This window comes from Paractinoplanes ferrugineus (assembly GCF_016862195.1).
GTDB classification, from domain to species: Bacteria; Actinomycetota; Actinomycetes; order Mycobacteriales; family Micromonosporaceae; genus Actinoplanes; species Actinoplanes ferrugineus.
In genome coordinates this window covers 149,874-164,935 of record NZ_BOMM01000040.1, presented here as the reverse complement: position 1 = coordinate 164,935, position 15,062 = coordinate 149,874, and the positions used below count along the sequence as shown (strand labels likewise).

3 protein-coding genes are annotated in these 15,062 nt (G+C 74.5%); all 3 read right to left on the bottom strand.

The window, feature by feature from the left end:
• A partial coding sequence (locus tag Afe05nite_RS22880) for a beta-ketoacyl synthase N-terminal-like domain-containing protein (RefSeq protein WP_203819206.1) occupies positions 1-745 on the bottom strand: 745 nt, incomplete at its 3' end.
• 54 nt (positions 746-799) lie between these two features.
• Positions 800-5,662 carry a type I polyketide synthase gene (locus tag Afe05nite_RS22875; protein ID WP_438868670.1) on the bottom strand — a complete coding sequence of 1,621 codons (4,863 nt, stop codon included), beginning with the start codon at positions 5,660-5,662 and terminating at the stop codon, positions 800-802.
• Between the two features lie 66 nt (positions 5,663-5,728).
• Positions 5,729-15,055 carry a type I polyketide synthase gene (locus Afe05nite_RS22870; RefSeq protein WP_203819205.1) on the bottom strand — a complete coding sequence of 3,109 codons (9,327 nt, stop codon included), beginning with the start codon at positions 15,053-15,055 and terminating at the stop codon, positions 5,729-5,731.
• Between the last annotated feature and the right edge of the window lie 7 nt (positions 15,056-15,062).

The window sequence follows — 15,062 nt, the reverse complement described above, 5'->3', positions numbered from 1 at the left end:
GGCCGCCCTGCCGACTGAACTCCACGAACGCGTACGGGGTGGCCAGCACGGTCACGCCGCCGGCCAGGGCGAGCGAGCATTCGCCCGAGCGCAGTGCCTGCACGGCTAGGTGCAGGGCGACCAGCGACGACGAGCAGGCCGTGTCCACGCTGGCCGCCGGGCCCTCCAGCCCGAGGGCGTACGAGATCCGCCCGGACAGCACCGACGCCGAGTTCCCGGTGATCAGGAAGCCGGCCGCCTCCTTCACCTTGGCCTCGCGCAGGTGCCCCAGGTAGTCGAGCATGCCGGTGCCGACGAAGACGCCGGTGTCCCCACCACGCAGCGTCGCCGGGACTATTCCGGCCCGCTCCAGCGACTCCCACGACACCTCCAGCAGCAACCGTTGCTGCGGGTCCATCGCCGCCGCTTCGCGCGGGGAGAGGCCGAAGAAACCCGGATCGAACTCGGTCGCGTCGTCCAGGAAGCCGCCGCCGCCGGTGAACTCCTTCCCGGACTCGGCGTCGCGCAGGCTCTCCCGGCTCCAGCCCCGGTCGACCGGGAAGTCGCCGATGGCGTCGCGGCCCTCGGCCACCAGCTGCCACAGCTCCTCCGGCGACGAGACGCCGCCCGGGAACCGGCAGCCGATCCCGACGACGGCAATGGGCTCGCGGGCGGCCTCCTCGACGTCCTGCAGCCGCTCACGGGTCTCGTGCAGTTCGGCACTGACCCGCTTGAGGTAACCCAACAGTTCATTCTCGGACGGCATCTCTTACCCACATCTCCCGACGGAACCCACTGACCGTTGATCGACACGCACCGGTTACGCGATGCCGAGTTGCTGGTTGATGAACGCGATGACCTCGTCGCCACTCGCCTCGTCCAGGGCCGGGCCGCCCGCCGCTCGCCCGGCCGGCCGCGGCTCGTCCCACCGGGCGGCCATCGACCGCAGCCGGGCGGCCAGGGTGCCCCGCCCAGCGGCATCCGGCGTCAGCCGCCCGAGTGCCGCCTCCAGCTCGTCCAATGTGGAGTCGACGGTGACCGCCGCCTCGGGCAGCAGCTCCCGGCCCAGGTGGGCGGCGAGCGCCGTCGGTGTCGGGTGGTCGAACACCAGGGTGGCCGGCAGGGCCAGCCCGGTCGCCTTCTGCATCCGGTTCCGCAGCTCCATCGCCGTCAACGAGTCGAAGCCCAGGTCCTTGAACTGCCGGTCACCGGCGATCGTGCCGGCCTGGGCGTAACCGAGGATCGCCCCGATGTGTCGGCGTACGAGGTCGATCAGCAGCCGCTGGCGCTCGGCCTCCGGCAGCGGCCGTAGCCGCCGGGCCAGAACCGCTCCGGTCGGCTCGGCGGCGGCCGGGCCGGCCACCTCGACGGTCGCGAAGTCGGCCAGCAGCGGGCTGGGCCGCACCGCGGTGAACGAGCCGGTGAAACGCGACCAGTCCACGTCGGCCAGCACCAGGCCGGCCGGGCCGTCCTGGGCCACCGCCAGCATCAGCGCGGTGACCGCGGCCTCGGGCTCGAGGGCCGGCAGGCCGGTGCGCTCGAGGCGCTGCTCGACGGCGTCGTCGACCAGTCCGCCGCCGGCCCACGGGCCCCAGGCCACCGAGACGGCCGGCAACCCGGTCGCGCGACGCTGCTCGGCCAGCGCGTCCAGATAGGCGTTCGCGGCGGCGTACCCGCCCTGGCCGGTGCTGCCGACCGTGCCCGCGAAGCCGGAGTAGAGCACGAACGACGCCAGCTCGGCGTCGGCGGTGAGCTCGTGCAGATGCCGGGCGGCCAGGGCCTTGGGCGCCAGCACGGTCTCGAGCCGATCGGCGGTGACCGTGTCGACGAAGCCGTCGTCCAGCACCGCCGCGGCGTGCACGACGGAGACCAGCGGAGCCCGCGAATCGACGGAGTCCAGCAAGCCCCGAACCGCTTCGCGGTCGGTGAGGTCACAGGCGGCGATCGTCACCGACGCGCCCAGCCCGGCCAGTTCGGCCCGTAGGTCGGCGGCGCCCGGTGCGTCCGGCCCTCGACGGCTGGTCAGCAGTAGGTGCCGGACCCCCTGACCGGCCAGTCGCCGGGCCAGCCGGGCGCCCAGCGCCCCGGTGCCGCCGGTGATCAGCACGGTGCCGTGCGCGGGCCAGGCCGACGAGCCGGTCCCGTCCGCCACGGTGGCCGGGTCGGGCAGGTCGGTGGCGGCCCGGGTCAGCCGCCGGGCCAGGGCGCCGGTCGGGCGCAACGCGATCTGGTCCTCGCCGCCCGGCGCGCTGAGCACCTGGGCCAGCCGGCCGTCCAGGCTCGCGTCCAACGCGGCCGGCAGGTCGATCAGGCCGCCCCAGCGCTCCGGGTGCTCCAGCGCGGCCACCCGGCCGAGCCCCCAGACCGTGGCCTGGGCCGGATCGGTGGTCGGATCGCCCGGCCCGGTGCCGACCGCGCCCTGGGTCACGGCCCAGACCGGAGCGGTGACGCCGGTGTCGCCGAGGGCTTGGATCAGCTGGACGGTTCCGGCCAGCCCGCCGGTGACCGCGGCCCGGTCCGGCAGCGGCCGGGTGTCCAGGGCGAGGAGGGACAGCACGCCGCGCAGTGGCGGCAGGCCGGCGAGCTGCCCGGCCCAGCCGGCTCGGTCCGCCACCCGCGGGTCCAGCTCCACGACGACCACCCGGGCGCCGGCCGTCTCGAGCGATTCCCGGGCCCAGTGGATCACCGGGTCCCGACCCGGTCCCGCCGGTACCGCCACCAGCCAGTCCCCGTCGAGGGTGGCGCTCGCCGCCGGGTCCAGGAGCATCGGCTCCCAGCGGATGCCGTAACGCCAGCAGTTCAGCCGGGCCCGCTCCACATGGCCCCGGCGCCACGCGGCCAGCGCCGGGAGCACGGCGTCGGCCGGTTCGTCCGGCTTGAGCCCGAGCGTGCCGGTCAGCGTCTCACCGCCGGCCGCGAGGACGTCCCAGAGGAGCGAGTCGGTGCCGGTGCCGCCGTCGCTCTGTCCGGCGACGGTGGTCACCTCGCGGGGACCGGGCCAGTAGCGGCTGCGCTGGAAGGCGTACGTCGGCAGGTCGATTCGCCGTCCGCCGCTGTCGCGCAGCACTGCGGCCCAGTCGACGGTCAGGCCGCGGACCCAGCCCTCGCCGAGCGAGGTCAGGAACCGGGCCGGCCCGCCGGAGTCACGGCGCAGTGTGGGCACCAGCGGCGTGTCCAGGCCGAGCGACTCGGTGGTCCGGCCGATCGCCATGATCAGCAAAGGGTGCGGGCTGACCTCGACGAAGACGGCGTCGCCGGGCTCGGCCAGCTTGCGCACGGCGGCCTCGAACTCCACCGGCTCACGCAGGTTGCGGAACCAGTACGAGCCGGTCAGTTCGCCCGCCCGGACCAGTTCCCCGGTAAGGGTGGAGAGCATGTCCACAGTGGTCGGCCGCGGGTCGAGATCGGCCAGCTCGGTCCGGATCCGGTCCTCGATCGCGTCGACGAACGGCGAGTGCGACGCGTAGTCCACCGCGACCCGCTTGGCCCGGATCCCGCGGCTCTCGCAGGTGGCCAGCAGCTCGTCCAGGGCGGCCGCGTCGCCGGAGACCACCGTCGAGGCCGGTCCGTTGGCCACGGCCAGGAAGAGCCGGCCCGCATAGCCGGACACCAGCGCGGCCGTGTCGGCCCGGCTCAGCGGCAGCGACATCATGCCGCCGGTGCCGGCGATCCCGGCCAGCGCCCGGCTGCGCAGGGCCACCACCTTGGCCGCGTCCGCCAGCGACAACGCGCCGGAGACGCAGGCGGCGGCGGCCTCGCCCTGGGAGTGCCCGATCACCACCGAGGGCCTGACTCCGGCCGAGCGCCACAGCTCGGCCAGCGACACCATCATCGCGAACAGGACGGGCTGGACCACGTCGACCCGGTCCAGCGACGGCGCGCCCGGTTCCCCGCGCAGAACGGCCAGCAGCGACCAGTCCACGTACGGGGCCAGCGCCACCTCGCACTCGCGCAGCCGGGCGGCGAAGACCGGCGCGGTGTCGAGCAACTCCTGGGCCATCCCGGCCCACTGGCCGCCCTGGCCGGGGAAGACGAACACGACCCGGCGGCGTGGGGCGGCCGTTCCGTCGATGCGGCCCTGCTCCGGTTCGCCGGCGGCGAGCGCGTCGAGTTCGCTCAGCAGCGCCGGCCGGTCCGGGCCGACCAGGACCGAGCGGTACTCGAAGGCTGAGCGGGTGGTGGCCAGTGAGACGGCCACGTCGGCCGGGTCCGGCTCCTCGGCGGCGACCTGCCGGCTGAGTCGCCGGGCCTGCGCCCGCAGGGCCTCGGGGCTGCGCGCACTGAGCAGCCACGGCAGCGCTGCGGCCGGAGTGCCGGAGGTGCGCTCCGGCACCGAGACCGGCGCCTGCTCGATGATGACGTGCGCATTGGTGCCGCTCACCCCGAAGGCGGACACGGCGGCCCGGCGCGGCCGCCCGGTCTCGGGCCAGGCCTGCGGCTCGGTGATCAGCCGTACGGCGCCTCCGGACCAGTCGGCGCGCGTGGTCGGCTCGTCGACGTGCAGGGTCGGCGGCAGCGTCCCGGTGCGGATGGCCATCACCATCTTGATGATCCCGCCGACCCCGGCCGCGGCCTGGGTGTGCCCGACGTTGGACTTGAACGAGCCGAGCCACAGCGGCCGGTCGGCCGGGTGCTCCTGCCCGTACGTGGCCAGCAGCGCCCGCGCCTCGATCGGATCGCCGAGCGTGGTGCCGGTGCCGTGCGCCTCGACGACGTCCACGTCGCAAGCCGACAGCTGGGCGTCGCGCAGCGCCCGCCAGATCACCTTCTCCTGGGCCGGCCCGCTCGGCGCGGCGATGCCGTTGGAAGCGCCGTCCTGGTTCAGGGCGGAACCCCGGACGACCGCCAGCACGTGGTGGCCGTTGCGGTCCGCGTCGGACAACCTTTCCAGCACCAGCATCCCGGCGCCCTCGCCCCACGAGGTGCCGTCGGCGGCCTCGGCGAACGACTTGGCCCGCCCGTCCGGGGCCAGGCCGCGCTGGCGGCTGAACTCGGTGAAGGTCAGCGGGGTGGCCATCACCGTCACCCCGCCGGCCAGGGCCAGGGCGCACTCACCGCGTCGCAGCGCCTGGCTGGCCAGGTGCAGCGACACCAGCGACGACGAGCACGCGGTGTCGACGGTCACCGCGGGCCCGGTCAGGCCCAGCGTGTAGGCGATCCGGCCGGATACCACCGAGCCGCTGTTGCCGGTGGTGAGGAAGCCGGTGAAGTCTTCCGCCGAGGCCTGCAGCGGCACGTCGTAGTACTGGTACATCGCCCCGGCGAAGACCCCGGTGTCGCTGTCGCGCAGCGAGAGCGGGGAGATCCCGGCCCGTTCCAGTGCCTCCCAGGTCACCTCGAGCAGCAGACGCTGCTGCGGGTCGATGGTCACCGCCTCACGCGGCGAGATGCCGAAGAAACCGGCGTCCCACCAGGCGGCGCCGCGCAGGAACCCGCCGTCGCGGACGTACGAGGTGCCCTTGCGCTCGGGATCCCGGTCGAACAGGGCGGCCAGATCCCAGCCGCGGTCGGTGGGCACCCCCGCGATCGCGTCCCGGCCCTCGCTGACCAGATCCCACAGTGCCTCGGGGGAGTCGGCATCGCCCGGGTACCGGCAGCCCATCCCGACGATGGCGATCGGCTCGCGCTCGCGGGCCTGCGCCTCCCGCAGGCGCGTACGGGTGTCCTGCAGGTCGCCGGTCACCTTGCGCAATGCCTGCAGCAGCTGGTCCTGGGTCACGTCACCGGGCATGGGTCTGTTCCCTCTCCATCAGTCGAGGTCCTGGTCGATGAGCTTCAGGAGCTCCGCCGCGCTCGCGGTGGCGAGCGTGGTCGTGCCGCCGGCGGGTGCCGCGTCGCCGGCCGGCCGGTCGAGCTTGGCCAGCAGGGCGCCGAGCCGGGCGGTGAACCGGGTCCGGGTGCCGTCGCCGGGATCGAGCGCCAGTAGCGTGCTCTCCAGCTGGTCGAAGTTGGCCAGCACGAGCCCGGTCAGCTCGTCGCGGCCGGGGGTGATCTCCTGGCACAGAAACTCGGTGACCGCTTCCGGGGTCGGGTGGTCGAAGACCAGAGTGGCGGGCAGCCGCAGCCCGGTCGCCCGATTGAGCCGGGTCCGCAGGTCGACGGACATCATCGAGTCGAAGCGCAGCTCCTGGAAGGCCCGGTAGGGGTCGACGTCGCGCGCGGACTCGTGGCCGAGTACCGAGGCGACCTCGGCGCAGACCAGCTCCAGCACGACGCCGTGCCGCTCGTCGGAGCCGAGCCCGGCCACCCGGCGGGCCAGGGCGCTCCGCTCCGAGCCGGGTTCCTCCCGGGTGCTGACCAGGTGCTTGAGCAGCGGGCTCGGCCGCTGGGCGGTGAAGACGTCCGCGAACCGGTCCCAGTCCATGTCGCTGACGGTGGCGGCGGCCGGGTCCGCGTACCGGAGGGTCTCGACCGCCTGCCGCGGCGGGAGCGCGCGGATGCCGCGCTCTCGCAGATGGCGGCGGAACTCCGGGTCGGCCAGGCCGCCGCCGGCCCACGGGCCCCAGGCGATCGAGGTTCCGGTCCGCCGCCGGCGGATGAGGGCGTCCAGGTGGGCGTTGGCCGCGGCGTACGCGCCGGAATGGGCGCTGCCCCAAGTGCCGGCGATCGAGGAGTAGACGACGAACGCGTCGAGGTCGCCGGGCAACAGTTCGTCCAGCAGTTCGGCCCCGGCGACCTTCGCGGCCGTGGTGGCCGCGTAGGAGGCCGGGTCGAGGTCGGCCAGTGCCTGCTCGGTGGTGGTTCCGGCGGCGTGGACGACCGCGCGGATGTCCGGGTGGTCGGCGACGAGCCGGGCCACCTGACCCCGGTCGGTGATGTCGCAGGCGATGATGCTGACCGTGTCTCCGAGTTCGGTTCGGAGTTCGGCGGCGCCGGGTGCGTCGGGTCCCTGCCGGCTGGTCAGGATGAGTTTCGGCGCGCCGTGGGTGGTGAGCCAGCGGGCGGTGTGGGCGCCGAGAGCGCCGGTACCGCCGGTGATGAGGGTGGTGCCCCCGGTCCACCACGGGCCGGTCGCCGGGGCCGTGGTCCGGCTGAGCCGCCGGCCCTGGACCCGGTCGCCGACGATGCGGATCTGGTCCTCGCCGGCCGTGTTGGTCAGCGCGACGTGCAGAGCGGGCGGGCTGAAGTCACCGTCCAGGTCGATGAGGCCGCCCCAGGTGGTGGGGTGTTCCAGGGCGGCGACCCGGCCCAGGCCCCAGGTTTGGGCCTGCCAGGCGTCGGTCTCGGCGCCGCGGGTCAGGGTCCACAGGCGGCTGTCCCGCTGCGCCTGGATCAGCGAGAGGGTGGCCAGGGCTCCGGTGGAGGTGCCGGGGTGGTCGGGGTGTTCGGCGGCGTCGAGGGCGAGTAGGGAGATGATCCCGGTCGTCCCGGTGGGGATCTCGGTGCCGGCGGTCATCACGTGGAGGTGGGCGCGGGAGTTCTTGAGGGCGTCGAGGATCTCGGGTTCGTCCTGGCCCTCGTGCATGACGACGACCCAGTCGCCCTCGATCGTGCCGGTCGCCGGGGGGATCTCGTCCCAGGTGACCTCGTACCGGTCGACGGTCGCCGGGACGACCGCGCCGTCGATCCAGAAGCGTTCGTGCTGGAAGGCATAGGTGGGCAGCGGGACCCGCGCACCCACCGGGAGCAGCGCGGACCAGTCGATGACGACGCCGCGGCCGACGAGCGCCCCGGCCGCGGCCAGCACCGTCCGGGTCTCGTCCCGGTCCCGGCGGCTCGACGCGACCGCCTCGTCGAGCATGGGCGTCAGCGCCGCGTCCGGGCCGATCTCCAGCAGCACGTCGACGGCCGGCAGCCCGCCGACCGCGTCGGCGAAGAGCACCGCCCGGCGCACGTGATCGACCCAGTAGGCCGCGCCGTCGATCGGGTGTTCGGTGTCGGCGGAGGTGCTGATCGGGATGCGTGGCTGGTGGAAGGTGAGGCCGTCGAGCTCGGCGCGGAACGCGGCCAGCATCGGCTCCATCAGGGGGGAGTGGAAGGCGTGGCTGACCCGCAATCGGGTCGCCGGCCGGCCGCGAGCCTTGAATTCCGCCACGATCCGCTCCACGTCGGCCTCGGGCCCGGAGACGACGACGCTCTGCGGGCCGTTGACGGCGGCGATGACGACGTCCCCGCCGGTCTTGACGTCGGCTGCGGCGGCGTTGACAGCGGCCATCGCACCGCCGGCCGGCAGGGCGCCCATCAGCCGGCCGCGGGCGACCACGAGACGGGCCGCGTCCGGGAGCGTGAGCACCCCGGCCACGACCGCCGCGGCGATCTCCCCGACCGAATGCCCGGCCAGCGCCGTGAAGGTGACCCCCCACGACTGCCAGAGCCGGGCCAGCGCCACCTCGAAGGCGAACAGAGCCGGTTGGGCGTACTCGGTGCGGTTGACCAGTTCGGAGTCCATGACGTCGCGCAACGGCCGGCCGAGCAGTGGATCGACGACGGCGCCGACCTCGGCGAGGGCGGCGGCGAAGACGGGGAAGTCGGCGGCGAGCTTCCGGCCCATGCCGGGGTGCTGGGCGCCCTGCCCGGAGAAGACGGCGGCCACCCGGCCGGGACCGGCCACGCCCGGCGTGACGGCGGTCAGCGCGGACAGCACCTCCGCCCGGTCGGCGGCCACCACCGATGACCGGTGCGGGAAGGCGGAACGGGTGTTCGCCAGCGACCACGCGACGTCGGCCAACGGCAGTTCCGGGTGGGCCAGCAGGTGATCGCGCAAGGCGAGAGCTTGGGCGCGGACCCCGCCCGGCGTACGCGCGGACAGCGGGAACAGCAGCGGGGTGGTGACCGGGCGGGGTGGCGGGACCCGGATCGGGTCGCCTTCCTCGAGGATGACGTGGGCGTTGGTGCCGCTGATCCCGAACGACGACACGCCGGCCCGGCGCGGGTGGCTGCCCCGCGGCCACGCCCGCCCGGTGGTGAGCAGCTCGACCGTGCCGGCCGACCAGTCCACTTCGGGCGAGGGCACCGCGGCGTGCAGGGTCGGCGGCAGCGTCTCGTGCCGCAGCGCCTGAGTCATCTTGATGATCCCGGCGACGCCCGCGGCCGCCTGGGTGTGCCCGATGTTCGATTTGAGCGAGCCGAGATACAGCGGACCGGCCGGGCTGTGGGCGTCGCCGTACGTGGCGATCAGGGCCTGCGCCTCGATCGGGTCACCCAGCCGGGTGCCGGTGCCGTGCGCCTCGACCGCGTCGACCTGCCCGGCGGTGAGTCCGGCCCGGTCGAGCGCGGCCCGGATCACCCGCTGCTGGGACGGCCCGTTGGGGGCGGTCATCCCGTTCGACGCGCCGTCCTGGTTGACCGCCGAGCCGCGGACCACGGCGAGGACCTCATGGCCGAGCCGCCGGGCGTCGGAGAGCCGCTCCAGCACCAGCATGCCGGCGCCTTCGGACCAGCCGGTGCCGTCGGCCCCGGCCGAGAAGGACTTCGATCGGCCGTCGGGGGACAGGCCGCCCTGCCGGGCGAACTCGATGAAGATGTTCGGCGAGGCCATCACGGTCGCGCCGCCCGCCAGGGCCAGATCACACTCGCCGGCCCGCAGCGCCTGGCCGGCCAGGTGCAGGGTGACCAGCGAGGTGGAGCAGGCGGTGTCGACGGTGATCGCCGGGCCCTCCAGGCCGAGCAGGTAGGAGATCCGCCCGGACATCACGCTGTTGCTGTTGGCCAGGCCGAGGATGCCCTCGAGACCGTCCGGGATGCCGTCCAGCCGGGTGTAGTAGTCGTTGTACATCACCCCGGCGAAGACGCCGGTGCGGCTGCCGCGCAGCGACGCCGGGGTGATCCCGGCGTGCTCGATCGCCGACCAGGAGGTCTCCAGCAGCAGGCGCTGCTGTGGATCCATCGCCAGCGCCTCGCGCGGCGGGATGTCGAAGAAGGCCGCGTCGAAGCCGGCCGGATCGGCCAGGAAACCCCCCTCCTTGGTGTACGTGTGCCCGGTGCGGTTCTGATCCGGGTCGTACAGCCCGGCCAGGTCCCAGCCACGGTCGGCCGGGAACTCGGTCACCGCGTCACGTCCCTCGGCGACCAGCCGCCACAAGTCGTCCGGCGACGTCACGTCGCCGGGATAGCGGCAAGCCATACCGACGATGGCGATGGGGTCGTCCCCGGTCGCGGTGGCCGTCGCGGCCGCCGCAGCGGGGGCGGCCCGGCCGGAGGCCTCCAGGTGGGCGGCGAGCGCGGCGGCGGTCGGGTAGTCGAACACCAGCGTCGCGGGCAGTTTCACCCCGGTGGCGGCCGACAGCCGGTTGCGCAGCTGCACCGACATCAGGGAGTCGAAGCCCAGCTCCCGCAGCGGCCGGTCGGCGGCGATCCGGGTGGCGTCGGCGTGCCCGACAGCCGCGGCGATCTCCGCGCGGACCAGGTCGACCATGCTCTCGGTCCGGACCGCCGGAGTGGCCGCCGCGGTGCCGACCGGGCGGGGAGCGAAGGCGGCGAACAGGGGCGCCGGGCGGGAGGCGGTGAACAACGGCAGGAAGCGGGACCACGCGACCTCGGCCAGCACGCTGTCGGTGCCGAGCGCGACCGACCGGGCCAGCGCGGTGATCGCGTCGGCCGTCGGCAGCGGGACGAGACCCTGCCGCCGCAGCCGCGGCTCCCGGTCCGCGTCGACCATGCCGCCACCGGCCCACGGGCCCCAGGCAAGTGCGGTCCCGGCCAGCCCTCGGGCCCGGCGGGCGGCGGCCAGCGCGTGCAGGCCGGCGTTGCCCGCGCCGTAGGCGGACTGCCCGGCGGCCCCCCAGATCCCGGAGACCGACGAGAACAGCACGAAGGCGTCCAGTTCGGAGTCGCCGAGGACGGCGTCCAGCACGCGCGCACCTTCGAGTTTGCCGTCCAGGACGGCCCGGAACCGGTCCGGGTCGGTACGCAGCATCGGTGACTCGGCGGCCACTCCGGCGGCATGGAACACGCCGCGGACCGGCACTCCGGCGTCGGCGGCCTCCCGAACCAGCTGGGTCATGGCCGCCCGGTCGGCCGCGTCGGCGGCGACGATCCGGGCCGGGGTGCCGGCGGCGGTCAGCTCGGCCAGCAGCTCGCTCGCACCGGGGGCCTGCGGTCCGCGCCGGGAGATCAGCACCAGCGAGGCACCGCCGAGTCCGGCCAGCCAGCGGGCGACGCTGCCGCCCAGGGCGCCGGTCCCACCGGTGATGAGGACGGTGCCGGACGGCGACCAAGGGGGAAGGTCGCGCACGGGAGCGGCCTTGACCAGCCGCCGGGCGTACGCGCCGGCGGGGGTGATCCGGATCTGATCCTCGCCGGCCGAGTCGGCCAGCAGGGCGGCGAGGCGGCCGATCGCCGTCGCGTCCGGCGGGGCGGGCAGGTCGACCAGCCCACCCCAGCGCCCGGGGAGTTCCAGGGCCGCGGCCCGGCCGGCGCCCCAGATCGCGGCGGCGTCCGGGTCGGTTTCGCAGTCGTGGGTGACACACCAGATCGGCGCGGCCACGCCGGCCTCGGTGAGCGATCGGACGGTGGTCAGCAGATCCTCCGGGCCGGTGGGGAAGCAGAGCACGCCCACCGGCGTGGCGGCGAGGTCGGTGGTCCGGCTCTCGAGCAGGGCCGGGATCCACGGGACTTCGGCCGGGGCGAGGACCAGCCAGGTGCCCGCCAGCGGGCCGGCCGTCGCGTCCGGCAGCCGCTCCCAGGTCACCTCGTGGCGCCAGCGGTCGACCTGTGCCCCGGCCCGCGCGGCCAGGGTGGTCGGATCCACAGCCCGCAGGACCAGCTCGTCGACGGTCAGCACCGCGTCACCGGTCGGGGAAGCCACGTCGAGCCGGGCGGCGCCGGCCGTGGTGCGCAGGCGGACCCGGACGTCGGCGGCGCTGCTGGAGTGCATGGTGCTGCGGTTGAAGGCGAACGGCAGGCGTACCTCGGTGGAGTCGCCGGTCAGGGCCAGTGCGTGCAGGGCGGCGTCGAGCAGGGCCGGGTGCAGGCCGAAGCGGCGGTCCTGGTCGGCCTCGGCCAGGGCCACCTCGGCGTACAGGTCGTGGCCGTCCTGCCAGGCGGCACGCAGGCCGCGGAAGACCGGCCCGTAGGCGTAGCCGCGGCTGTCGAGATCGTCGTAGAGGGCCGCGACGTCCACCGCGGTGGCGCCCGGCGGTGGCCAGGCGATCGCCCAATCGGTGCCGGCGGGGGCCTCGGCCGGCTCGGCGAGGCTGCCGGTGGCGTGCACGTGCCAGCCGCCGTCCTCGTCCCGGCTGCGGATCGTCAGGCCCCGGTCGGCCGCGACCGACACCTGGATGTCGACACCGGTGGGGCTGAGCACCAGGGGCGCTTGGACGACCAGGTCACTCACCTGGCCGGCGCCGGTCCGCCGGGCGGCCAGCAGGGCCAGCTCGAGGAAGCCGGTGCCGGGCAGCAGGACGGTGCCGGAGACGGCGTGCCCGTCGAGCCAGGGGTCGGTGGAGGGGGAGATCCGGCCGGTGAGGATCAGGCCACCGTCGTCGGGCAGCTCGACCGAACCGGTCAGGAACGGGTGGCCGGCGGGCTGGTCCAGCCAGTAGCGCTGGTGCTGGAAAGCATGGTGGGGCAGGGCGACGGGCCGCCCGGCCGGGACGACGGCGGCCCAGTCGATCGGCAGGGTGGTGGCCGCCGCGAGAAGGGTGCGGGTCTCGTCCCGGTCGCGGCGACTCGACGGGATCGCGTCGTCGAGCATCGGGGTCAGGGCGGCGTCGGGACCGATCTCCAACAGCGCGTCGACGGTGGGCAGGCCGGCGACCGCGTGGGCGAAGAGAACGGCCTTGCGGGCATGGTCGAGCCAGTACGCCGCGGTCGTGATGGGGTGGGCGGTGTCCGCCGAGGCGCTGATGGTGATGGCCGGTTCGTGGAACGTGATGGTGGCGAGCTCGGCGCCGAACGCGGCGAGCATCGGCTCAATCAGCGCCGAGTGGAAGGCGTGGCTGACCCGCAGCCGGGCGGCCCGGTGGCCGCGCGACCTCCAGTCGGCGACGACGCGGTCCACGTCGGCCTCGGGCCCGGAGACCACCACGCTGTCAGGCCCGTTGACGGCCGCGACGGCGACGTCCCCGCCGATCGTCACCTCGGCGGCGGGGGCGTTGATGGCGGCCATGGCGCCACCCGCCGGAAGGGCGCCCATCAAACGGCCGCGGGTCACCGCCAGCCGGGCCGCGTCCTCGAGGCGGAGAACTCCGGCGATGACGGCGGCGGCGATCTCCCCGACCGAGTGCCCGGCGACGGCGGTGAAGGTGAGGCCCCAGGACTGCCAGAGCCGGGCCAGGGCCACCTCGAAGGCGAACAGGGCCGGCTGGGCGTACTCGGTGCGGTTGACGGCCTCGGAGTCGATGACCTCGCGCAGCGGCCGGCCCAGGAGCGGGTCGACGACGGCGCAGACCTCGGCGAAAGCGGCGGCGAAGACCGGGAAGTCGGCGGCGAGTTGCCGGCCCATGCCGGGATGCTGGGCGCCCTGACCGGAGAAGACGGCGGCGATTCGTCCACCGGGGAGCGCGACGGCGGGTGCGGTCGTGGTGAGCCCGTCCACGATCCCGGCCCGGTCACCACCGGCCACGATCCGGTGCGGGAAGAGACTGCGGCGGTGGGCGAGGGTCCCGGCGACATCGGCCAGCGGCTGCTCCGGGTGGGCGAGCAGGTGCTCGCGCAGGGTCTGCGCCTGCGCCCGGGCGGCTTCGGCGGTCTTGCCGGAGACGATCAGCGGGGTGATGCCGCTCGGGCTCGCCGGTGCGACGGCCGGTTCGGGGACGTACTCCTCGAGGATCACGTGCGCGTTAGTGCCGCTCATCCCGAACGACGACACCGCGGCCCGGCGGGGCCGGTCTCCGCGTTCCCACGGCCGGGACTCGGCCAGCAGCTCGACGGTGCGCGCCGACCAGTCGACCTCGGTCGTCGGGTTGTCGGCGTACAGGCTGCGGGGAAGGACGCCGTGCCGCATGGCTTGGACCATCTTGATCACGCCGGCGACGCCCGCGGCCGCCTGGGTGTGCCCGATGTTCGACTTCAGCGAGCCCAGGTAGAGCGGGTCACCCGCGCTGTGGGCCTTGCCGTAGGTCGCGATCAGGGCTTGCGCCTCGATCGGGTCGCCCAGCCGGGTGCCGGTGCCGTGCGCCTCCACCACGTCGACGCCGTCGGCCGACAGCCGGGCGTGCCGCAGGGCGGCCTCGATGACGCGCTGCTGGGCCGGGCCGCTCGGGGCGGTCATCCCGTTCGACGCGCCGTCCTGGTTGACCGCCGAGCCGCGGACGACGGCGAGTACCCGGTGGCCGAGGCGCCGCGCGTCCGACAGCCGTTCCACGGCCAGCACCCCGACGCCCTCGGACCAGCCGGTCCCGTCGCCGTCGTCGGCGAACGAGTGGCATCGACCGTCGGTCGAGAGCACCCGCATCCGGCTGTACTCGACGAAGAAGTTCGGGGTGGCCATCACGGCGACGCCGCCGGCCAGGGCCAGATCGCATTCGCCGCCGCGCAGTGCGCTGACGGCCTGGTGCAGTGCCACCAGCGACGACGAGCAGGCGGTGTCGACGGTGACCGCGGGGCCTTCCAGCCCGTACAGATAGGAGACCCGACCGACCGCCATGCTGCCGGCGCTGCCGGTGTGGAGGTAGCCCTCGAAGCCGTCCGGCGCCTCGTGGAAGCGGCTGCCGTAGTCGTGGTGCATGACCCCGGTGAACACGCCGGTACGACTGCCGCGCAGCGTCTCCGGCCGGATACCCGCGTCTTCCAGGGCCTCCCAGGTGGTTTCCAGCAGCAGCCGTTGCTGCGGGTCCATCGACAGCGCCTCGCGCGGGCTCAGCCCGAAGAACTCGGCGTCGAACAGCTCGATGCCGTCGAGGAAGCCACCCTCGCGGGTGTACGACTTGCCCTTGGCCGCCGGGTCCGCGTCATAGAGGTTGGCGACGTCCCAGCCGCGGTCGGTGGGGAACTCGCTGATCTCGTCGCGGCCCTCGGCGACCAGCCGCCACAGGTCCTCGGCCGAGCGCACCCCGCCGGGATAGCGGCAACCCATCCCGACGATGGCGATCGGCTCGGTGCCGCGTGTCTCGGCTTCCCGCAGTTGCGAGCGGGTCCGCTGCAGGTCGGTCGTGACCTTGCGCAGGTACTCGACGAGCTGGCTTTCCTCGGTCATGTCAGGT